This window comes from Vibrio sp. 10N.247.310.17 (genome assembly GCF_041466605.1).
Lineage (GTDB): Bacteria > Pseudomonadota > Gammaproteobacteria > Enterobacterales > Vibrionaceae > Vibrio > Vibrio tasmaniensis_A.
Map to the genome: position 1 here is coordinate 1 of NZ_JBFSTC010000055.1, position 21711 is coordinate 21711.

At 45.7% G+C, this 21711-nt stretch carries 21 protein-coding genes and 1 pseudogene; all 22 read right to left on the reverse strand.

What is annotated here, in order from left to right; genetic code table 11:
* Positions 1–204 (reverse strand): annotated as a pseudogene (locus AB6D80_RS15185) (chemotaxis protein CheW); the annotation flags it as partial.
* The gene (locus AB6D80_RS15190) at positions 191–973 is read right to left on the reverse strand and encodes a ParA family protein (protein WP_009848532.1); all 783 of its coding nucleotides are present in this window, start codon (positions 971–973) and stop codon (positions 191–193) included. The gene AB6D80_RS15190 and the pseudogene AB6D80_RS15185, both read right to left, overlap by 14 nt.
* A gap of 10 nt (positions 974–983) precedes the next feature.
* Complete coding sequence (locus tag AB6D80_RS15195; protein ID WP_371703581.1) at positions 984–2108, reverse strand: chemotaxis response regulator protein-glutamate methylesterase; 1125 nt, start codon at positions 2106–2108, stop codon at positions 984–986.
* 13 nt (positions 2109–2121) lie between these two features.
* Positions 2122–4305 carry a chemotaxis protein CheW gene (locus AB6D80_RS15200; RefSeq protein WP_371703583.1) on the reverse strand — a complete coding sequence of 728 codons (2184 nt, stop codon included), beginning with the start codon at positions 4303–4305 and terminating at the stop codon, positions 2122–2124.
* Between the two features lie 9 nt (positions 4306–4314).
* On the reverse strand, positions 4315–5046 hold the full coding sequence (locus AB6D80_RS15205) for a protein phosphatase CheZ (protein ID WP_017101967.1): 732 nt from the start codon (positions 5044–5046) through the stop codon (positions 4315–4317).
* A 114-nt stretch (positions 5047–5160) separates the two neighbouring features.
* The gene (cheY, locus tag AB6D80_RS15210; RefSeq protein WP_012603445.1) at positions 5161–5529 is read right to left on the reverse strand and encodes a chemotaxis response regulator CheY; all 369 of its coding nucleotides are present in this window, start codon (positions 5527–5529) and stop codon (positions 5161–5163) included.
* A gap of 42 nt (positions 5530–5571) precedes the next feature.
* A complete protein-coding gene (locus tag AB6D80_RS15215) occupies positions 5572–6306 on the reverse strand; it encodes an RNA polymerase sigma factor FliA (RefSeq protein WP_009848537.1) in 735 nt (244 codons plus the stop codon).
* Positions 6299–7186: a MinD/ParA family protein gene (locus AB6D80_RS15220; RefSeq protein WP_009848538.1), complete on the reverse strand. Its 888-nt coding sequence runs from the start codon at positions 7184–7186 to the stop codon at positions 6299–6301. Before AB6D80_RS15220 ends, AB6D80_RS15215 begins: the two co-directional genes overlap by 8 nt.
* Before the next feature lie 13 nt (positions 7187–7199).
* Positions 7200–8711: a flagellar biosynthesis protein FlhF gene (gene flhF / locus AB6D80_RS15225; protein WP_135384033.1), complete on the reverse strand. Its 1512-nt coding sequence runs from the start codon at positions 8709–8711 to the stop codon at positions 7200–7202.
* Positions 8712–8738: 27 nt separating this feature from the next.
* On the reverse strand, positions 8739–10841 hold the full coding sequence (gene flhA / locus AB6D80_RS15230; protein WP_009848540.1) for a flagellar biosynthesis protein FlhA: 2103 nt from the start codon (positions 10839–10841) through the stop codon (positions 8739–8741).
* Positions 10842–11186: 345 nt separating this feature from the next.
* The gene (flhB, locus tag AB6D80_RS15235) at positions 11187–12317 is read right to left on the reverse strand and encodes a flagellar biosynthesis protein FlhB (protein ID WP_009848541.1); all 1131 of its coding nucleotides are present in this window, start codon (positions 12315–12317) and stop codon (positions 11187–11189) included.
* 9 nt (positions 12318–12326) lie between these two features.
* A complete protein-coding gene (gene fliR / locus AB6D80_RS15240; RefSeq protein ID WP_009848542.1) occupies positions 12327–13109 on the reverse strand; it encodes a flagellar biosynthetic protein FliR in 783 nt (260 codons plus the stop codon).
* Between the two features lie 6 nt (positions 13110–13115).
* Positions 13116–13385, reverse strand: a complete 270-nt coding sequence (fliQ, locus tag AB6D80_RS15245) for a flagellar biosynthesis protein FliQ (protein WP_009848543.1) — start codon at positions 13383–13385, stop codon at positions 13116–13118.
* Positions 13386–13396: 11 nt separating this feature from the next.
* A complete protein-coding gene (fliP, locus tag AB6D80_RS15250; protein ID WP_371703587.1) occupies positions 13397–14326 on the reverse strand; it encodes a flagellar type III secretion system pore protein FliP in 930 nt (309 codons plus the stop codon).
* A complete protein-coding gene (fliO, locus tag AB6D80_RS15255; RefSeq protein WP_065678595.1) occupies positions 14313–14753 on the reverse strand; it encodes a flagellar biosynthetic protein FliO in 441 nt (146 codons plus the stop codon). The genes fliP and fliO overlap by 14 nt, the downstream gene beginning before the upstream one ends.
* Positions 14753–15163, reverse strand: coding sequence for a flagellar motor switch protein FliN (gene fliN, locus AB6D80_RS15260; protein WP_004739851.1), 411 nt, complete (start codon positions 15161–15163; stop codon positions 14753–14755). Before fliN ends, fliO begins: the two co-directional genes overlap by 1 nt.
* Before the next feature lie 29 nt (positions 15164–15192).
* Positions 15193–16236 (reverse strand): flagellar motor switch protein FliM, encoded by a 1044-nt coding sequence (fliM, locus tag AB6D80_RS15265; protein WP_009848546.1) that lies wholly within the window; start codon positions 16234–16236, stop codon positions 15193–15195.
* A 7-nt stretch (positions 16237–16243) separates the two neighbouring features.
* The gene (gene fliL / locus AB6D80_RS15270) at positions 16244–16732 is read right to left on the reverse strand and encodes a flagellar basal body-associated protein FliL (RefSeq protein WP_009848547.1); all 489 of its coding nucleotides are present in this window, start codon (positions 16730–16732) and stop codon (positions 16244–16246) included.
* Positions 16733–16803: 71 nt separating this feature from the next.
* A complete protein-coding gene (locus AB6D80_RS15275) occupies positions 16804–18906 on the reverse strand; it encodes a flagellar hook-length control protein FliK (RefSeq protein ID WP_371703592.1) in 2103 nt (700 codons plus the stop codon).
* A gap of 181 nt (positions 18907–19087) precedes the next feature.
* Positions 19088–19525 carry a flagellar export protein FliJ gene (gene fliJ / locus AB6D80_RS15280; protein WP_009848549.1) on the reverse strand — a complete coding sequence of 146 codons (438 nt, stop codon included), beginning with the start codon at positions 19523–19525 and terminating at the stop codon, positions 19088–19090.
* A 22-nt stretch (positions 19526–19547) separates the two neighbouring features.
* Positions 19548–20867, reverse strand: a complete 1320-nt coding sequence (gene fliI, locus AB6D80_RS15285) for a flagellar protein export ATPase FliI (protein ID WP_009848550.1) — start codon at positions 20865–20867, stop codon at positions 19548–19550.
* Positions 20867–21667: a flagellar assembly protein FliH gene (gene fliH, locus AB6D80_RS15290; protein ID WP_009848551.1), complete on the reverse strand. Its 801-nt coding sequence runs from the start codon at positions 21665–21667 to the stop codon at positions 20867–20869. The genes fliI and fliH overlap by 1 nt, the downstream gene beginning before the upstream one ends.
* Positions 21668–21711 lie beyond the last annotated feature (44 nt).

Here is a 21711-nt window from a genome sequence, read left to right on the forward strand (position 1 = left end):
TGGCTCTGGCTCTGGCTCTGGCTCTGGCTCTGGCTCTGGCTCTGGCTCTGGCTCTTTAGTTTGTGATTCGTCGCTAGACTCGTCAACAAGAAAAGCATCAGATTCAAAGTTTTCATCGCCTAACAGCGCGGTAAAGTAATCATCGATTGCTTGTTCACTCGATAAACTTGGTTGCGTCAATGTCGATTCGTTATTCGCGCTCATTTATCGCTAACCTCTCGAGATAAATAAGCAGCTGTTTATAAGCAAATACACCACGGCTACCCGATGCGAAATGAGATGCTGGCAAACGTTTTAGACTGGCATCGCGAAACTTGGTATCAATCGGCACAGCAGAGGTCCAAACTTGGTTTGGATAGTCATCTTTAAGCTGAGTCAATGTTTGCAATGATGCTTTCGTTCGCTTGTCGTACATCGTCGGGACAATCGTCACCTTAAACGGTGTTTTGCGAGACTTCTGCATAATAGTTAGAGTGCGAATCATGCGCTCTAAACCTTTCATCGCCAAAAATTCAGTCTGTACCGGAATCAAGATACGATCACTGGCAGCCAACGCATTCACCATCATCACACCAAGAATAGGCGGACAATCGATAAGCACGTAGTCATAGTCATCTTTCAAAGCGGCCAAAGCACGCTTTAAGATCAACCCCATACCACTTCGATTTCCCATTACACGGTCTAATGTCGCCAATGACATGTGTGCGGGAATAATATCGATACCTTCAATTTCGGTCTGTATAGTCAACGCTCTCACAGCTTGCGTAGAAAACTCACGCAGCTGGAACAGATCAAACAGGCTCGATTCCACCGTATCTGAGTCGTAACCCAAATAGGTGGTTAGTGATGCATGTGGGTCAGTATCAACCAACAACACACGATGACCCTTTAAGGCAAGTAAGCCAGCTAGGGTCACTGTCGTCGTCGTTTTTCCAACGCCACCTTTTTGGTTTGCAACACTCCAAACAATCATGTCGATTTACCTAAGCTAACCCAACTTCGACCAAAATCCGTTCCGCAACGCGGTCTAGAGGTAGGTCTTCAGTAGAAATGCCAGCTTTTGCTACAGCTTGAGGCATACCATATACAACACAACTATCTTCGTCTTGCGCCCAAATGGTCGAACCCGCTGTTTTTAACATGCGAGAACCTTCTCGACCATCAGCACCCATACCGGTCAGTATCATAGACAACACTTTATCGCCGTAGATCTTAGCTGCAGAACCAAAAGTGACATCCACACAAGGCTTGTAGTTCATTCGGTCACCACCATCGATAATCTTCAGACGCGCCGAACCCGGGCGACCATCAATCATCATTTGCTTTCCGCCTGGAGCAAGATAAGCCACCCCAGGTTTCAACAGGTCTCCGTCTTGAGCTTCACGAACTTCAATCTTACACAAGGTATTCAATCGGCTAGCAAAAGCAGCGGTGAACGTTGCTGGCATATGCTGCACTAACACAATCGGATGTGGGTAGCTGGCAGGGATGCGTGTCAAAATTTTCTGTAGTGCAACTGGCCCACCAGTAGAAGTACCAATAGCAGTTAATTGATACTTTTTACCCGAGGCTCTGAATTTCGCGGTTGAAGCAACCGCTGGTTTAACAGCAGGGGCTGTTGCTGAAATAGATTGGCGCAATGGCGCTGATGTTGACGCCGTAGCTGTTGCAGTAGCTCTTGGCGCAACAGGAGTGCGTCGCATAAACGCGCGCTTTGCAGCAATCTGAATCACGCGCTGTTGAAGCAATGCGACAGCATCGTCACGGTTACGAGCGATGTCTTCAAATTTCTTAGGTAAGAAATCTAGAGCACCCGCGTCTAACGCATCTAACGTTGCTCTTGCACCATCATGCGTTAACGATGAAAACATCAAAATAGGCGTTGGAGACGCAGCCATAATTTCACGAACGGCAGTAATACCGTCCATGACAGGCATCTCGATGTCCATAGTAATTACGTCAGGTCTTAGCTTTTTCGCTTTCTCAACCGCTTCTTTACCGTTTACTGCTACATCGATGACTTCTAGGCGAGCCTCCGAGTTGATGATCTCGCTTACTCTACGACGGAAGAAGCTCGAATCATCAACGACTAATACTTTAATCGCCATATTTATCCTTAAGTTAAATTCTTGATGCAGCTGCGTACTGCTTCAACAAGTCCGGCACATCTAAAATCAATGCTATGTGACCGTCACTTGTAATTGTCGCACCTGCCATTCCTGGCGTGCCTTGAAGAAGCTTATCAAGTGGCTTAATAACCACTTCTTCTTGGCCGATAAGCGCATCTACAACAAAACCAACACGTTGACTACCAAGTTGCACAATAACAACATGACCATGACCTTGACGTCCTTCAACAAGACCTTCTTTAGGTGTAAGCCAATTTTGTAAGTAGAACAGTGGAATAGACTTATCGCGAACGATAATAGTCAGCTGACCATCAACCACGTTTGTGCGGCTTAGGTCTAAGTGGAAGATTTCATTTACAGAAGCCAGTGGCAATGCGAACGGGTGACCCGCAACACCGACCATTAAGGTTGGTAGAATCGCAAGTGTCAACGGAACCTTAATGGTTATCTTGGTGCCTTGGCCCATCTCTGAATCGATATCAATAGAACCATTCAGTGTGTTGATCGCTGTTTTCACAACGTCCATACCTACACCACGGCCAGAGATATCTGAGATCTTTTCTTTACTTGAAAAGCCAGGAGCAAAGATTAGATTGAAACACTCTTTATTTGTTAGGCGAGACGCTGCATCATCATCCATCAGACCGCGCTTAACCGCGATAGCACGAAGCTTATCAGGGTCCATACCGCCGCCATCATCAACGATAGCCAGTTCAATGTGGTCGCCTTCTTGAGAGGCGGACAGAATCACTTTACCGGTTTTAGATTTTCCCGCAGCAACACGGTCGTCCGGCATTTCGATACCATGATCTACAGAGTTTCTCACCAAGTGAATCAGGGGATCAGCAAGTGCTTCTACTAAGTTTTTATCAAGATCCGTTTCTTCGCCACGCATTTCAAGAACGATGTCTTTCTTCAAGGTACGAGCAAGGTCACGGACAACGCGTGGGAATCGACCAAATACTTTCTTGATCGGCTGCATACGCGTCTTCATTACTGCACCTTGTAGGTCAGCTGTAACAACATCTAAGTTAGAGACAGCTTTCGACATTTCTTCGTCATTGCTGTTTAAACCTAAGCTAACAAGACGGTTACGGACCAATACTAGCTCACCCACCATGTTCATGATGGTATCCAGTGTTGATGTATCAACACGAACTGTGGCTTCAGCTTGCTGCTTCTTCGCAGGCGCTTTAACTTCAGCTTTTGCTGGTACGCTAGGCTTAGGTTCTGCTTTTACAGCAACAGGAGCAGGCTGTGGTTTAGGAGCGACTTTCGGCGCAACAGGCTCAGGCTTCGCTTGTACAGGCTTAGTCGCAGCATCCAACTCTTCAATTGAAGGGCCGTTACCTGAACCGTGTAACTGGTCAAGTAAACTCTCAAACTCAGCATCAGTCATTAGGTCATCGCCTTCAGACTTTACTGGTGCTTTGGCTACAGGAGCGACTGGAGGAGGTGGTGGCGTTGAGCTTGCAGCTGTCGGGCTTTGACCTGCACCATGCAACTCATCTAACAACTTTTCAAATTCGTCGTCAGTAATGTCACCACTCGCAGCTACTGGCTGAGGTGCCACAGGTGCTGGCGCTGGTGTGTCTACAGATGATGTCGTTGGTGAACCACCCTTACCGTGAAGTTCATCAAGTAAACGCTCAAATTCATCTTCAGAAATATCATCCACGGAAGATGCACTGATGTTTGAACTTTCAACAGTAGGTTCCGGAGCTGCAACGATAGGCTCAGAGATAACCGGTGCTGGAGCTTCTACTGCCACAACTTCATCTTCAGACTCTGGCTTACAGAGGCGATGAAGTTCATCCAGTAAAGATTGGTCTGCTGGTACTAAAGCTTCCTCATCTTGCACGGCTTTAAACTGTACATTGACTGTATCTAAAGCCTGTAGCATCGTATCCATCAGTCCTGATGTTACACTGCGTTGGCCATTTCTTAGAATGTCGAACACATTCTCAGCACCATGACAAGTATCCACCAGCTCGGTCAATGCTAGGAAACCAGCACCACCTTTTACTGTATGGAAACCACGGAAAATAGCGTTTAGTAGTTCTTTGTCGTCAGGGTTATTCTCTAGCTCTACCAGTTGTTCTGATAGAAGTTCGAGGATCTCTCCTGCTTCGACTAAAAAGTCCTGAAGAATATCTTCGTCTAAATCGTAGCTCATACGTTACCTTTAAAATCCAAGACTGGATAACAAATCGTCGACTTCATCTTGAGATGCAACAGCATCCTCACGAGCTTCTGGGTTCATGATCGGACCCTCTGGAGCAATAGATGACTTCTTATCTGTCTCTGGTGTTGGTTCTATTTGATTCGCACCGAATACGGTGAGAATCTCTACCAGACGTCCTTCAACCTCATTCACCAAGGTAATAACTTTGCTAATAATCTGCCCAGTTAAATCTTGGAAATCCTGAGCCATCAAGATTTCAGTCAGTTGTCCACGTAGTTCAGTACTATCACCTTCTACTTGGACAAGTAATCCATCAATGCGGTGGCATAAAGCTTTGAATGTTACTAGCTCAATGCGGCCATGCATCAGTTCATTCCATTGAGGCCTTACTTGAAGTAAACACTCGTGTAAATTAGTTGCAATTGGCATACAGCGATCGACAGCGTCCATCGTTTTGTTCGCCGCAACTTCCGTTTTATCAATGACATATTGAAGGCGATCCCTGGCGTCAGGGATTTCATCATTTGCGATAACGTTAATACGCTCGTCAAAGTTGAATTGTGTCAAAGAATCATGGAGGTCACGAGTCAGACTGCCTATTTCTTGAAGCATTGGGTTATCTTGAAGATTAAAATTATCTTCATAAATGCTTCTAACAAGAGAATCAGCACCTTGCTGCTCGTCGTTTTCAAGCAGCTCTACTAATTTTTTTGCTTGTTCTAATGAAATCATCCTGAGTCCGGCCTTACTCCGCATAGTTTGTGACGCTTCAGCTTTAGAGGTAAACGGGAAACAAAAAAGTTAATGTCTCTCTATGAAGCGCCTGAAACAGGTTATTATGAGTGCTTATAAACGCTCAAAAATCTTGTCGAGTTTCTCTTTTAGAGTTGCGGCAGTGAACGGCTTCACAATGTAACCATTAACACCCGCTTGCGCTGCTTCGATGATCTGCTCACGCTTAGCTTCTGCTGTGATCATAAGCACTGGAAGGTGCTTAAGTTCAGCGTCTGCACGGACGTGTTTTAGAAGATCAATACCTTGCATACCCGGCATGTTCCAGTCAGTTACCACGAAATCAAATTCGCCTTTTTTCAGCATAGGTAACGCGGTCAAGCCATCGTCTGCTTCTTGAGTGTTGTTGAAACCTAAATCACGAAGTAGGTTTTTAACAATTCGGCGCATCGTTGAAAAATCATCAACAATGAGAATTTTCATGTTTTTGTTCAAATTAGCCTCCACTGAATAAAATCAGTGTTGTTAGTCGTTCTGTGTCCAAGCACTTAACTTAGTGCGTAAACGCTGCATAGATTGGCTTAGTATTTGGCTGACACGAGATTCGCTGACACCTAATACTTCCCCAATCTCTTTTAAATTGAGTTCTTCGTCGTAATAAAGCGAAAGCACGAGGCCTTCTCTTTCCGGAAGTTGTTTTATCGAGTCGATCAAAGCTTGGCGGAATGATTCATCTGCAACCCCTTGAAAAGGCGTATTATCTTGAGAATCTTCATTCGGAGATATTACATCATCAGAGACACCTAAGTCTTCTATCCCTACCAATTTTGAGCAATTAATATCAGTTAAAGCACTGTGATACTGGTCTAAACTCAGCCCCATGTGCTTTGCCACCTCAGCATCACTGGGATCGCGATTGAGAGTGCCCTCTAATTCCGCGATTGCACTACTGATTTCTCGATTGTTTTTATGAACCGATCTCGGGACCCAATCCCCGCGGCGAATGTCATCCAACATTGCCCCACGAATTCGAATACCTGCGTACGTCTCAAAGCTTGCGCCTTTGGTACCATCATAGTTCTGTTGCGCTTCAATCAGGCCAATCATGCCGGCTTGAATCAAGTCATCAACTAATACATTAGGCGGTAATCGCCCCAACAAATGATGAGCGATACGCTTAACCAACACAGAGTACTTCTCAAAAAAAGCCTGCTGGCTATTGTGATTAGCATGTTGATCGTAAGTAAGCGCTTTATTCACCAAATGGTTCCTCTATAAATTCAGTACGGTTCAGCAGCCTTTCAACAAAAAACTCCAAGTGTCCGCTTGGTGTTTTTGGTATTGGCCAGGTCAATGCCTTATTAGCCAAAGAGCTGATTGCCAATGCAGCTGGAGAGCGAGGAAACGCATCGACTACGATTTTCTGTCTCTTAACTGATTGACGTACTTTATCATCTAAAGGAATACATGCTACGAGTTCGAGGCTCACATTCAAGAAGCGCTCTGTGACCAAAGTCAACTTTGCAAATAATTCTCGGCCTTCTCGGTAGCTTCTGACCATATTTGCAACAATTTTGAATCGCTGAACTTGGTGCTCTCGACTCAACAGCTTAATCAATGCATATGCATCAGTAATCGACGTTGGTTCATCACAAACCACCACAACCACATCCTGCGCAGCTCTTGAGAAGCTGATGACCATATCGGATATACCCGCTGCGGTATCAACCAATAAGATATCCATCTCGTCTTCAAGCGAACCAAAAGCACGAATCAACCCGGCGTGTTGAGCGTGTGAAAGTTCAGTCATGCTTTGTGTGCCTGATGTCGCTGGAATAATTTTAATTCCGTGCGGCCCTTCGACAATCGCATCCTTAAGTTCACACTCGCCAGCCAACACATGCCCAAGATTTCGTTTAGAACGAATGCCGAGCATGATGTCTACGTTAGCTAATCCTAAATCGGCATCCAGTACCATGACTTTCTTGCCTTGGCGAGCCATACAAATAGCCATACCTAACGTTACATTCGATTTACCTACGCCTCCCTTGCCACCCGTTACAGCGATAACTTTTGTGAGTGAAGGCTGGGTTAAGCGACGGAGGCCGCTAGCTTGATCGTGTATCATATTCTCATTCATATTTATCCGCCGCCTAGAGCCCTTCAGAATCGCTATTCCAGTAATGAGGTTCATTCTCTGTCGATTTTTCTAATAACTCATTGGCCTTAGCAATCATGTACTTTGGCTGAGCAATAACGATATCTTCAGGAACTCGTTGACCATTTGCTATATAAGCAACTGGTAATGCATTTTGTATTACCACACTGATGAACTCACCCAAACTAAGTGATTCGTCCAGCTTCGTCAGGATACATCCCGACAGCGGGATTCTTCTAAAGTGTTCAATGGTTTCTTGTAGTACTTTGCGTTGCGCGGTTGCGGGTAACACAAGGTAACTATTAATAACGGAACCACTCTCTTGCATCAATGTGTCTAACTGCTCAGATAGGCGAACATCTCGCTGCCCCATACCTGCAGTATCGACTAGAATCAGGCGACGATTACGTAACTGATATATTACATCGGCCAATTCACTAGAATCTTTAGCAACTCTTACAGGACAACCCATAATTCGACCATAAATCGATAACTGCTCATGTGCACCTATGCGATATGTGTCCGTTGTCACAAGCGCTACGTTATCTGCACCGTACTCCATTGCTGCGCGGGCTGCGAGCTTAGCAACGGTTGTTGTTTTACCTACGCCAGTCGGGCCAAGTAAGGCCACAATACCGCCGCGTTTTAAAATATCTTTTTGTGTTACTGAGATTTGATCAGCGACCAGAGCAAGCAAGGCTTTCCATGCTCGTGCTGGTTTTGTGTCTTCTGGAATGTAACAGGCCATTTGATCGGCGAGTTCTGCCGAAACACCCATACGTTCTAGGCGCTTGATAAGCATCGCTCGCAAAGGTTCGCGACGTTCGACTTCTTGCCACATGAGCCCAGATACTTGATGCTCTAACAAACGACGAATTGAAGTCATCTCGTCGCGCATCGTTTCCATTTCAGTATCTGAACCTTTGGATTGAGCATTCTCTCGACCACGATCATAACGGGTAGGATCTAAGCGAGGTGCTGGACGCTCTACTCTGCGATCTTCGGCAATCAATTTAGATAAACCCGTTTCACGAGCAAAGGCCGAGTCAAGGCTGCCGCTAGAATGCTGGCTACTCTGAGGTTGATGACCGTTACTTGACTGGCGATTGAGCAATGCTGATAACGAGTCTTCGTTTTCAGCGCGATGTTGTTGCTCATCGTCGGCGCCATGACTGTATTGCTTTAGCATATTCGCAAAGCGCTTGGTCATTGAGCGTCCACCTTCTGCATTCGGCTGGATGCTAACCTTGTCATCATCTAATTGACGACGCCCAGTTGGCAATTTGGGCTCAGACATTTGAGTGTACTGGCTTTGCGTAGGCTGCTGAGGTTTATTGAGTCTGGGACTTGCTGTCGACGGGCTGGAATCGCCATCAATAGCGGCAACAATTTCCACACCACCTGCGACCTTTTTGTTAGACATGATCACCGCTTCTGAGCCAAGTTCTTCTTTAACTTGGAGCAGAGCTGTTCGCATATCTTTTGCAAAAAATCGTTTAATTTTCAATTCGATCGTCCGTTCTAATTAGGCGGCTTAATTACCAACAGCTTGTACTATACGTATCTGCTTTTCATCTGGTATCTCTTGGTAAGATAATACTCTCAAGCTTGGGATCGTGTTTTTCACGAACTTAGCCAGAGTCGAACGTAAAACACCAGAGGTCAATAATACCGCCGGCTCACCTTTCAGTTCTTGCTCTTGTGTCGCGTTACTGAGTGAGGTCTGTAAACGTTCGGCTAAACCAGGTTCAATACCAGCAGATTCTCCGCCGGATGCCTGCATGGTTTGATGCAAGATTTGTTCCAACTCAGGAATTAAGGTTATAACTGGTAATTCTGGCTCTATACCATTGATTTCTTGAACAATTAGTCGTTTTAGTGAGATACGAACAGCTGCAGTTAATATGTCAGGTTCTTGACTCTTAGAAGAGTACTCCGACAAAGTTTGGACAATGGTTCGAATATCACGAATTGGAATCGCTTCATTCAGTAGGTTTTGTAGAACTTTAACAACCACACCAAGCTGTAATTGATCCGGTACAAAACCTTCCACCAGCTTAGGTGTTGATCGGCTAAGCATCTCAAGTAAGTTTTGAACTTCTTCGTGGCCAATCAACTGTGAAGCGTTATTCGTTAACTGCTGGCTAAGGTGTGTGGCAAGTACGGTTGAAGAGTCTACAACCGTATAACCTAAGGCTTGTGCGTGTTCACGCTGCTCTTCACGAATCCAGACGGCTTCAAGGCCAAAGGCAGGGTCAATCGTCGGCTCTCCATCTATCATCCCATAGACTTGGCCAGGGTTAATCGCGAGCTCCATGTCCGGCTTGATCTCAGCCTCACCAACCGCTACCCCCATCAGGGTAATTCGATAGCTGTTTGGTGTCAGTTCCAGATTATCGCGAATATGTACGGCTGGAATCAAGAAACCAAAATCTTGAGACAGCTTTTTCCGTACACCTTTCACGCGCTCAAGCAATTCTCCACCTTGGTCTCTATCGACCAAAGGAATCAAGCGGTACCCCACTTCGAGACCAATAATATCTACCGGTTGAACATCATCCCAAGACAGTTCTTTTTGCGATGCGGGCTTATCACCATTGGCATTAGCGGTTGCAGGTAGATTTTTCTCTTCTACCTTTGCCTTGTTCTTTTTATCGATAAAGTAAGCCCCAGCCCCAGCAACCACAGCAAGGCTCAAGAAGGAGAAATGTGGCATACCAGGAACAATACCCATGATGCCGAGGATAGCAGCGGTGATCATTAGGGCTTTAGGATTATCGAACATTTGGAAGACAAGTTGTTCGCCCATGTCTTCATCAGTATTTTGACGCGTTACCATCATCGCCGCAGCAATAGAAAGTAACAGCGATGGAATTTGGGCAACCAGACCATCACCGATAGTCAGTAGCGTATAGATTTCGATGGCTTCACCAAAACCAAGGTCAAACTGAGCCATACCGATACTCAAGCCGCCAATGATGTTGATGAACAATATCAAGATACCGGCTATTGCATCGCCTTTAACAAACTTAGATGCACCGTCCATCGAGCCGTAAAAGTCAGCCTCTTTGGTCACTTCAAAACGTCGAGTACGAGCCTGATCTTGGTCGATCAAACCCGCATTCAAGTCGGCATCGATTGCCATCTGTTTACCCGGAAGGGCATCTAAGGTGAAACGTGCACTTACTTCCGAAATACGACCCGCACCTTTGGTTACAACCATGAAGTTGATGATCATCAAAATCAAGAACACCACTAGACCTACCGCGTAGTTACCGCCGATCACCACGTTACCGAAGGCTTCAATAACGTTACCGGCCGCGTCACCACCTTCGTGACCATGAAGCAATACCACACGTGTCGAAGCAACGTTCAAAGCTAATCGAAGTAGAGTCGCAATCAGAAGTACGGTCGGGAATGCAGCGAAGTCCAAAGGCCTGCGGGTATAAACCGAAACCAGTAACACAACCATGGACAGTGCAATGTTGAAAGTGAAGAACATGTCCAACAAGAAGGCTGGTATTGGCAACACCACCATAGCGAGCGTCGCAAGTACCATAACGGGTGCGCCAATTGCAGGCATCGCACGATTAGGGATTTTAGGCAGCTTGTCCGCAAAAGGCAGGGAGAATTTCATAAGTCTAGACAGTTTCGCTATGTTGTAGCCATCTCACTAAGCTATTTGAGGCTCAGGTCTAAGCTATGTTGCTATGGTTTATAGTGCATAGGTTCAAATGCACAGGTTTATAATACTAAGCTTTATATGCTCGGGATTTATAACGCTAGGATTTATAATGACTGGGCTTATAATACTCAGATTTACAATGCTAAGGTTATTAATGATCGGCTTATAATATTCGGGGTTGATATAGCAAACACTGTACCAACACTTTTCGTCAAATTATTGCCATCGCCTCTCTAAAAAGAGGATTAGCTAGCCCGCTATTATCAGGGTTCATCAAGCAGAGCTCAAGCAATTGATCTAATGTCGTAAATCAGGTGGGATCGGCATATTAGAATCTTGGAGTTTTGGCCTCTCTCCGCCTCGTTTTCGGTACTGTTTTAGTTGAAACACATATGCAAGCACTTGAGCAACTGCTGTAAACAGACCGTCAGGAATTTGTTGTTCTAGTTCGGTAGTGTGATAAAGCGCCCTAGCCAATGGTGGCGCAGGAACAATATAGATGTCATTTTCACGGGCAATTTCACGGATCTTCATTGCCATATGATCAACACCTTTCGCAACTACAACGGGGGCTTTGTCTTGATTCTGCTTATAGCGTAGAGCCACCGAGAAATGCTCCGGGTTGGTCACAATCACATCCGCTTGAGGTACGTCAGCCATCATACGGCGCTGGGCAGCTTCTCTTTGCAACATACGAATGCGGCCCTTAACTTCAGGCTTACCTTCAGTATCTTTGTGTTCATCTTTAATTTCTTGTTTGGTCATCTTCAGCTGATCGGCGTGTTGCCAAATCTGGAACGGGATATCAATCGCCACCACGATAAGTAAAGAGCAGCTGATCAGCAGAATAAAATTAAGCAAGATATCTAAAGCGTGGAAGATATTCTGTGGGTATACCTCCATGCTCAGTTGCATTAAATCGTGTTGAGAAGCTTGAATAAGATAGATGGCCATTCCCGAAACAAGTGCCACTTTCAAGATAGATTTCAACAGTTCAACCCAACTCTGCAGGCCAAACATACGCTTAATACCACTGAGTGGGTTTAGCTTAGACGCCTTAGGCATCGCCGCCTGCATAGAGAAATTAATCCCCCCGACACCCGCCGCACCAATGACGGCTGCAACAAATAAGGTTATCAGGATTAAGAACAGCGGGAACAACAGGTTCACTAATGCGCCACCCGCAATTTCGAGAAGTTTTGTGGTATCAAAAACTTCTTCCCGACTCAGAGAAAACAGACGTTGCATTGTTTCGAACAAAGCTTTCGCCATCGATTCACCAAACCACATTAAAGCAATCGCACCAACAATAAGTACCGACGCCGACGCTAACTCTTTTGACCTTGCAACCTGCCCTTTCTCTTTGGCCTGTTGCAAGCGTTTGGGCGTGGCGTCTTCCGTGCGTTCTTGACCGTCTGACTCTGCCATTTTAGTCTCCTAGCACTCTAACCTGATTAGACGACATATCTGTTGTTCGGTTTGTATCCAAAATAACTCATAGTGACTAAACAAGCCGCCAAGGATATACCAACAAAGCAATAGGCCCACGAGTAGCGCAAATGAGAAACCCAAAGAAAAGATATTTAGTTGAGGCGCCGCACGCGTCATTACACCAAACGAAAGGTTAATCGTCAGCAGCGCAATAATACCAGACAATGACATTGCTAATGCTGTTTTGAACATGATACCCAACCACAGAGCAAGCTCTCTATAATCAACAGAGGTCAAACTTCCACTGCCAATGGGTAAAGTCTTAAAGCTGAACACCACCAGCTGCAGCATTTTCAGGTGACCGTCAGTCTCCAAAAAAAACATGGTCGCTAGCAACATAAACAATTGGCCCAGTACTGGCGTGTTTTGCCCGTTAGCCGGATCCACCATAGAGGCGAAACCCAAGCTTGATTGCATACCCAAGATCTGGCCGAGCATTACGAAAGTTTGAATCATAAATTGGGTGACAAACCCCATGGCAACGCCAATCACGATTTGTTCAAATACAGTCAAGAAACCTTGGAAAGAGAGCAGTTCAATCTCTTTAGGAACAGCGGGGATCGCAGGCATCACCGCAAAGGTGATCGCTAAACCTAAATACAGACGAATACGCGGCGACACAAAGCGTGCACCGGTTACTGTCATCACCATCAGCATGGCTGAGATGCGAGTGTAGGGCCAAAAATAATTGGCTAACCACTCTAGTACAAGGCTCGTTGGGTATTCCATATCGGTTTAGTAAAGAACTTGTGGCAAGCGTTCGATGAGTTCGAAAAAGAACTCCATCATCATTTGGGTCATCCAATGCGCAAACATCATCAACGCTAATAACGTCACGATCAAACGTGGTAGGAAACTTAAAGTTTGTTCATTGATCGAAGTAGCCGCTTGGAAAACAGCCACAACCAAACCAATCAGCAGGCTAGGAATAATTATGGCGCACACCATAATTAGTACCATCCAAAGGGCATCTTGGAACAAATCTACGAATATTTCAGGATTCATGCTTCCCCCAGCTACAAGGCAAAACTGCCGGCGAGTGTGGAGAGTATCAAATTCCAACCATCAACAAGGACGAACAACATCAACTTAAACGGCAACGATACAATCATTGGTGACAACATCATCATACCCATGGCCATCAAAACTGATGCCACCACCAAGTCGATAATTAGGAACGGCAAGAACAACATAAAGCCTATCTGGAAAGCTGTTTTCAATTCAGACGTGATAAACGCGGGAATCAGAACCGCCATTGAAACATCTTCTGGGTTAGTTACTTGCGCACCGGATATCTCAACAAAAGTTTCAAGATCTTTGATTCGAGTCTGTTTAAGCATGAAAGACTTAATCGGCCCTTGGGCAACATCAAATGCCTGTCGCGCTGATATCTGTTCATTCAAATAAGGCTGAACGGCTTGCTCATTAACCTGACTGATTACTGGCGACATGATGAAGAAGGTCAGAAATATCGCAATGCCAATAATCACTTGGTTTGAAGGTGTTTGTTGAAGACCCATTGCCTGACGCAAAATAGACATCACAACCACAATGCGGGTGAACGATGTCATCAAAATAACCATCGCCGGCAAGAAGCCAAGCATGGTCATTAACGCAAGAATTTGCAGGTTAATCGAGTAGTCTTCACCGCCATTGGCATTGGTGGTCATGGTAAACGCAGGGATACCGCCACCATTACCGGTTAAGCTACCAGTGGTCATAGTCTTCGATTTGGCTTGATCTTGCTGCATCGTACTGATGGTGACCGACTCAGATCCAGCGGTATTCGCAGGAATGACAGTGCCATCTTCAACCTGTGCAAATACTGACACGCTAAATACGAGAGAGCAGAATATAATGAGCTGAACCAACCACGCTTTCACCGTACGGAAAAATCCGGCATGGCAAAAGTAAAATGGATTCAAAAATCCGTTACTTGTTTGCATCTTTTTTTATTAGCTGGGAAAGCTGACTTGAAAATGTACTTTTTTCCAGCATCTCCTGAGTAAGAGGTTTATCGAGCTTAGAGATCAGCTGAATCGATTGTGTGGTAATGCCTACCAAGAACTGTTCATCGCCCGCTTGTACAATAGCGATACGTTCTTTTGTGCCTACCGGAATTTGCCTAATAATAGCCAAACCTTGTTGATTCGACATCGCAGGCACTTGCATTCGCTTCAGTAGCCAAGCAATAAATAAAATGAAGGCTATAACGAAAATTAGCGACCCAAAAGTGGTCGCTAAATCGAGAGAAGGAGGCGTTGCCGCAAAGGCAATAGAAGGAGTAGCAAGTAGCCCTACTCCCAAGACTCTGCGAGAAAAACCTGTCATTCCGAGAGAAGAGCCCGCCAGTCTTTGAGACAAGAAGCTCATTAACGCAACTTCTTAATTCGTTCTGTTTGACTAATAACGTCTGTCAAACGAATACCAAATTTGTCATTCACCACAACCACTTCTCCATGAGCAATCAGAGTGCCGTTAACCATCACGTCAAGTGACTCACCAGCAATTCTATCTAACTCAACAACCGAACCTTGGTTCAATTGAAGTAAGTTACGGATACTAATTTGAGAGCGGCCGACTTCCATTGAGATAGTCACTGGGATGTCCATAATGGTATCCAGCTTACGACGCTCATCTTCTGAAATTGGAGACGATGAGTCGGTTAACTCATCAAGTGGTGCCGCGAGAACATCATCAACATCGATTGACGGTGCTGAAGGGTCTTCACCAAGTGCTGCAGCCCATTCGTCTGCTAGCTTTTGATCTTCACTAGGTTCCATTACCAATTCCTATACTTTTATCTACTTTGCTATTCTTCATCTTCGCTATTTTCCAACTCAGACATTAAGTCTTTGCCAAGAAAGGCGAGATCGGTTTTGACCACATGAGGTCTTTCAATTTTTTCAGAAATCTGTACCGCGAGCTTCTCTCCGGAACGGCCCATTTTAACACGATAGGTCGGCAGTTCTTCAACAAACATGGTTGCATGCTCAGGCATATTCATCGGGATAACATCCCCAGGACGAAGTTCCATCAAATCACGCAAAGAGATATCTTGCTCGAGCAAATTGACACGGAAGTTGACTGGCACATCCATGATTTCATCACGCAATGCTGAACTCCAACGAACGTCGGTTTCCATTTTATCTGATTGGACACCAGCATCCAGCAGTTCACGAATCGGCTCAACCATTGAGTAAGGCATAACCACATGGAAATCACCGCCGCCGCCATCGACTTCAATGTGAAATGAACTCACAACAATCACTTCGGTTGGACTCACAATGTTAGCCATACTTGGGTTTACTTCAGAGTCCAAGTATTCAAACTCAACGCCCATCACGGGAGACCAAGCTTCTTTGTAATCTTCAAAAACAATTTTCAGTAGTAACTGAATAATTCGTCTTTCTGTTGGTGTAAATTCGCGACCTTCAATCTTGGCATGAAAACGACCATCACCACCAAAAAAGTTCTCTACGAGAATGAAAACTAGCCGAGCTTCCATCGTAATTAGCGCAGTACCTTTTAACGGGCGGAAGCGAACCATGTTTAAACTTGTGGGTACATAGAGTGTGTTCTGGTACTCACCAAATTTCATCATCTGTACGCCGTTGATCGACACTTCAGCCGTCTTACGCAACATATTAAACAAGCTAATACGCATATGGCGTGCGAAACGCTCGTTAATAAGTTCAAGGGTCGGCATTCGACCACGAACGATTCGATCTTGTGATGAGAAATCAAAATTGACCGTATTGTCACTTTCGGTTTCTAAGACATCTTCAACGTCTTCAACATCATCAACGCCATGTAATAGCGCATCAATTTCGTCTTGGCTTAATAAATCGGTCACATATTACCTATTGAATTACAAAGTCAGTGAATAACACTTTTTCAATTACCGGCTGGCCAACAGCTTGAGTTAAGCTTGCTTTAATATCTTCAGTCGCCTTGTTCCGCAGTTCAACTCTGCCGGCAGGAGATCGTAATTGATCGACCGTCGCCGAAGCGAATGTAGCAAGTAGTGCGCTTTCAACGAGTGGAGAGTGGTATCGAGCGAGAACTTCATTCTTCATACCACGTACCATCAGCTGTACCTTTATCTGAACTAAGCGATCTTTCTTATCGCCCGTAACGTTAAATAAGAAAGCTTGAGGCACATTAACATAGACCACTGGATCGGCACCCATGAGTTGAACCTCAGCTGACGACCCAGCACCCTCAGCCTTATCATCGGAACCCATTAAGAAAAATGCGGCACCACCACCTCCAAGTAACAGCACAACAACCGCGATAGCGATAATGAGGAGCTTACTCTTTCCTTTCGGTGTTTCTTGTTCTTCTGCCATATTCAGCTCTAACTTCCTGTTCTTCTATTAACTAACGGTTCTTTCTATTAGCTAAGTGTTTTAGCCTGATACTAGGCATAATAACTAATTCCATCACGCTTTGACGTGACATTCAATTCAAGATTGCTGTTGCTATCAAGGTTTTCATCACCTTGACCATCATTTATACGGTTAGAGCCTGATTGTTGCTCGCCATTATTGTACCTGTCTTGCCCCTGACCAGTATTCTGTTGCTGAACTGAAGACTCAGCAAGCTGCATCCCTTGTTGAGCGAGCATCTCCCTCAAACGAGGTAAGGTTTGTTCAATAACCTCTCTCGCTTGTTGGCTACCGACAGTAAAGTGCACGTTCGCCACATCATTATTCATGGTCATGCGAATTTTCATCTGCCCCAACTCTGGTGGGTCAAGACGGATATCCAAGTTCTTGAGATTCTTAGACATCATCATTTGGACTTTTTCCGCCACCTGCTCGTTCGCTAACTCTTTAGTGAGTTGCAAAGGTGCCTGTTGAGCCGCTTGAATTTCAGCTCGCGTAGGTGCTGAACCCACCGTAGCTGTACCTTGTGCGCCAGCGGCCGAGGCTATCTGCTGAGCAAAGGTCGAATCTTTAGAATCTTCTTTAGCACCGGCTTTGCCCAAACCAGACAATGCCGCGGCACCTGCGCCCGCTTTAAGAAGCGCATCAGTAGAGCCTGCTTTTGTAGTGACTGGCGCTGCATTCATCGCGATCCCTTGCGCGGTTAAAGCTGGATCCAACGTTGCTTGCTGCTGAGGTGAAGCAACATTAGCTTGTTGAGCGGCTGCATGTGCATTGTTGGCGTGCAGCATTGCTGCCTTATCCGTAAGAGCATTGTTTGTTGATTGAGAAGCGGCCTGCGCTGACACTTGTTGTGCAGCCGTCGCTACAGCTGCTGTTGATGCCGCCGCAGCTAAAGCTTTAGTTTCGCTTGAATCCGTATTATCCCAATCAATAGCAGCGGGTTCACCAGACGCGCTGTTCACAGCCGGAGCTTGATTTAGCAAAGCCGTTGCTTGTTGTTGAACGTTAGTTAGCTGTTGATTCAACAGGTCTAAGTTAGAGGTCGCTTTAGCCAAAGCGGCTTGCTCATCAACCGTCAACTTAGCACCACTTTGTTGCTTCTTAAGCAAGCTATCGACAACAGACTGTTCTGATTCGATTTGTCCATTCAATTGTTTTAGTGCTTTGGTATGGGCATCAACCTGCTTGGCGAGTTCAATATCCGCAGCTGAGATCGCTTGGCTCTGTTCGGCCACCGCGGCGCTAGCCGCATTCTTTTGACTCAGCTCTCGGTTCATACTGGCTTCAATTTGTTCTGGAGTGACGCCTTTATCCATCAACTGTCGGATTTCATCATCAGTCAGCTGAGACACACCCTTACCTCCGGTAAGAACAGCGATTTCAGAATCCACCTCAAGACTATTCTCTTGGATTGCTGCATTCGTTTGTTGTCTCGCCTCATCCGTAACGGAGGCTACTGCAACTGAAGCACCGGAGATATTACCTTGGGCTTTATCTACCTGACCTTGCTGAGGCAAGCCTTTGCCGTTTGGCGCTTGATTTAGAGTTTTGTTTGCCTCATCCAATTGACCAAGCAATTTATTTCCTTCATTCATCGCTGCATTAGCTTGCGATGCTTGCGTAGAGCCATCTACAGCTGATGTACCCTGAGTTTGGGATTGAGCAACCTGTTCTTTAGAATCATTCGTCGTAACCTGCGCATCTTTACCATCCGCCTTATCAGCGACAGTGCTATCAGTGCCCGAATTGGCTTTGAGCTTAGCCTCAGTTCCAGACACAGCCTCTGCAGATGTTTCCTCAGCAGCTTTCTCGCCTTCTACTTCTGAAGCTGCTTGCTTGCTTTGCGCTTCGCTTACTTCGTCAGTAGCCTTTGATTCAGCTGAATCACCTTTGTTCGCTTCGGATGACGCTTCACCTTCGGTAGAGGCCTGTTTAGCATCAGGTTTCGCGGTGCTTTCTGTGTCTTTTGCTGCGACTTTACTGTCACTTTCTTCAAAGCCTAGTGCTTCTTTGAAAGACTCAAAGAAACCTTTAGAGTCTCCAGTTTCTTCTACCTTTGAAGAGGCAGAACCGGAGTCCAACAACGATGACGTTTTGTTGGTCGCTGAATTTGAGGAAAGACTAACATTCATATATACAAGCTCTATCTACTAGCTTTGCTGCCTTGAATCAGACAACAAAAAGAAAGTCGGGTGCTTTTTATGCCTTTGGTGAGCATAACTCGCAATTTGATATAAAATAGAGCAAGAAACATGCCTATAAGTTTTAAGTCTGCCATCTGCAGAGCAACACTGCGTCATTCGTGAATTAGGTTCAAATCTTCTTTCGGCTATATAACAGAGTCGAGAACTCATCCATTTGCTTTTGCTCTCTTTGATCTTGCAGCTTTGCTTTTTCTTTCTGCTTTTTCTCCATCAACCACTCGTAGGATTTACGCTTTTTTCGTAACTCCATCCAATAGTTTTGGCAGTTATCGACCTGATTTTTAAAGTGGTGTTCTGCTTCTCTCTGCTTAGAGAGCGTTTCATCTAATTGCGTTAAGAAACGGTTTAAGTGACCATATTGGCTAGCCGTTAATCCGGCCTTACCCCGGTCAACAAGTTGCTGGCAGTAATCAAGTCGATATTTTTCAATTTGTTCGACCTGTTCGTAGTAACCCTGCAGCTCGACATTCGCTTGATTCAGCGCCAATACAGCTTGGTTCTCTTGGTCTTTCGCTTGATCGAGAAGAAATTCTAACGCGTTATCCATGATTGACCTTATTCAACACGACCTAACCGCCTAACACATGCTTTAACATGTTGACGCACATGTCATAGGGAACCGTTTCTTTCATTTTCTGCTGTAAGTACTCGTCCAACCTCGGTTTCAAAGTGAAAGCACTGTCGATTGCAGGGTCTGTTCCCGGCTTGTAAGCACCAATCGAAACCAAATCTTGATTTTTCCGGCATATAGACAGCACTTGTCTAACGGCTTTCGACATCAAGACATGTTCTTCGGTGGTGATTTGAGGCATAACACGACTGACGGATTTCTCAACATCAATCGCGGGATAGTGACCAGCATCAGCCATCTCACGAGATAAAACAATGTGACCATCAAGAATCGCTCGCGATGCATCGGCAATAGGGTCTTGTAAATCATCACCTTCTGTTAACACGGTAAAGAAAGCAGTGATAGAACCTTGTTCATCGTTACCATTACCTGCTCGCTCCACCAGCGCAGGAAGCTTGGCAAACACGGACGGCGGATAGCCTTTGGTTGCTGGCGGCTCCCCCACAGACAGAGCGATTTCACGCTGCGCCTGAGCGAAGCGAGTCAATGAGTCCATCAGTAGTAGAACATCTAGACCTTGGTCTCGGAAATACTCGGCTACAGCCAGTGCGGTTTGACAGCCTTTTAAACGCATCAATGGAGACGAATCCGCAGGAGCGGCGACCACAACAGAACGCTTACGACCATCTTCGCCAAGGATCTCTTCAATAAATTCTTTTACTTCACGTCCACGCTCACCAATCAACCCCACCACGACCACTTGTGCGGTTGTGCCACGAGTCATCATCCCAAGCGTGACCGACTTACCCACACCGGAACCCGCAAACAGGCCGATACGCTGCCCTTTGCCCACCGTTAGTAAGCCATTAATCGCTTTTAAGCCAACATCAAGTGGCTCAGAGATAGGTTTACGAGCTAAAGGATTGATTGGCTCAGCATTAAAGGAAGCGCGTTGCTCGGTATAGATTGGACCTAAACCGTCGAGCGGATTACCTACGCCATCGATAACACGACCAAGCAACTCCATTCCAACAGGGATACCGCTTTCTGATGTCATCGGTGTCACGCGAGCGCCAGGTAAGATCCCAGTAATTTGTTCACTGGGCATCAAAAACAGGTTATCGCCAGAAAAGCCAACCACTTCGGCTTCCATCTGACCAGACATGGTCTCTACTAAGCATAAGCTGCCAATTGGCGCTTTGCAGCCGGTCGCTTCAAGCGTTAGTCCAACAACACGAACTAGTTTGCCTGAAGCAATTGGTCGCGACTTTAGCCCCTCGACTTTGTATTGGCTAAGACGGTTCGCTAACTCAAGCATTACTCATGACCTTGATGACGATTTACACCACAGAAGCTTTGAATGACGTTCTTCACGCGCTCTTCCATACGGTAGTTAACACTCGATTCACCCGCTTCAATTTGTACGTCGCCGCGATTGAGTGCAGGCTCTGATACCAACGTCCAATTACGAGAGTCCAATTCCGTTTCGCCATACGCTGAGCGTATTATTGCAACATCTTCAGGGTTTAGCTTCAATGTGATCGCGTGACCTGAGATTGGCAGTGACTCTACCGATTCTTTCACGGTATCTAGTATGATTTGTGGGTTGGTTTGTACTTCAACATGAACCACTTCTTTGACCATGGTCAGTACCATGTCCACCAGTTGCTTCTCTACCTGAGCATTCATCAGCTCTAAAGGCTGAGCGAACTGGTTGGCTAGCCCCATAAAGATGGCGACTTGCTGCTGAATGTACTCTTGACCAGCAGTAACGCCTTCAAGTTTGCCGGCTTCGTTACCCTCTTCGTGACCTGCGGCAAACCCTTCTTCTTTACCTTTTTCGTAGCCCTGTTTAAAGCCAGCCTCTTGTCCTTGATGAAGCCCTTCCTGATAAGCACCTTGCTTGATCAGTTCGATTTGGTCTTCAGTTAGAACCAGCTCTTCGTCTTCAATGGCTTCTTCAACCGTTGGCATCCAGCCAGGATCGTAGTTAAAAGCCGTTTCTTTGGCTTGTTTGTTCACATCAGATGTATAGTCAGGCAGCCCCCATTTCTGAGGTTGGGCAACCGTATTATCTTCTTCAGGGCGAAGGAAGCCACGTTTTCTATCACCTGACATATCAGTACCTATCTATGAGTTCGTCCAACTGCGTTGTAGATTCA

Excerpts from the sequence above, each read along its gene's own strand:
- AB6D80_RS15190 (WP_009848532.1), bottom strand. The coding sequence starts at position 973 with ATGATTGTTTGGAGTGTTGCAAACCAAAAAGGTGGCGTTGGAAAAACG.
- AB6D80_RS15195 (WP_371703581.1), bottom strand. The coding sequence starts at position 2,108 with ATGGCGATTAAAGTATTAGTCGTTGATGATTCGAGCTTCTTCCGTCGT.
- AB6D80_RS15200 (WP_371703583.1), bottom strand. The coding sequence starts at position 4,305 with ATGAGCTACGATTTAGACGAAGATATTCTTCAGGACTTTTTAGTCGAA.
- AB6D80_RS15205 (WP_017101967.1), bottom strand. The coding sequence starts at position 5,046 with ATGATTTCATTAGAACAAGCAAAAAAATTAGTAGAGCTGCTTGAAAAC.
- cheY (WP_012603445.1), bottom strand. The coding sequence starts at position 5,529 with ATGAAAATTCTCATTGTTGATGATTTTTCAACGATGCGCCGAATTGTT.
- AB6D80_RS15220 (WP_009848538.1), bottom strand. The coding sequence starts at position 7,186 with ATGAATGAGAATATGATACACGATCAAGCTAGCGGCCTCCGTCGCTTA.
- flhA (WP_009848540.1), bottom strand. The coding sequence starts at position 10,841 with ATGAAATTCTCCCTGCCTTTTGCGGACAAGCTGCCTAAAATCCCTAAT.
- flhB (WP_009848541.1), bottom strand. The coding sequence starts at position 12,317 with ATGGCAGAGTCAGACGGTCAAGAACGCACGGAAGACGCCACGCCCAAA.
- fliR (WP_009848542.1), bottom strand. The coding sequence starts at position 13,109 with ATGGAATACCCAACGAGCCTTGTACTAGAGTGGTTAGCCAATTATTTT.
- fliQ (WP_009848543.1), bottom strand. The coding sequence starts at position 13,385 with ATGAATCCTGAAATATTCGTAGATTTGTTCCAAGATGCCCTTTGGATG.
- fliP (WP_371703587.1), bottom strand. The coding sequence starts at position 14,326 with ATGCAAACAAGTAACGGATTTTTGAATCCATTTTACTTTTGCCATGCC.
- fliO (WP_065678595.1), bottom strand. The coding sequence starts at position 14,753 with ATGAGCTTCTTGTCTCAAAGACTGGCGGGCTCTTCTCTCGGAATGACA.
- fliN (WP_004739851.1), bottom strand. The coding sequence starts at position 15,163 with ATGGAACCTAGTGAAGATCAAAAGCTAGCAGACGAATGGGCTGCAGCA.
- fliL (WP_009848547.1), bottom strand. The coding sequence starts at position 16,732 with ATGGCAGAAGAACAAGAAACACCGAAAGGAAAGAGTAAGCTCCTCATT.
- AB6D80_RS15275 (WP_371703592.1), bottom strand. The coding sequence starts at position 18,906 with ATGAATGTTAGTCTTTCCTCAAATTCAGCGACCAACAAAACGTCATCG.
- fliJ (WP_009848549.1), bottom strand. The coding sequence starts at position 19,525 with ATGGATAACGCGTTAGAATTTCTTCTCGATCAAGCGAAAGACCAAGAG.
- fliI (WP_009848550.1), bottom strand. The coding sequence starts at position 20,867 with ATGCTTGAGTTAGCGAACCGTCTTAGCCAATACAAAGTCGAGGGGCTA.
- fliH (WP_009848551.1), bottom strand. The coding sequence starts at position 21,667 with ATGTCAGGTGATAGAAAACGTGGCTTCCTTCGCCCTGAAGAAGATAAT.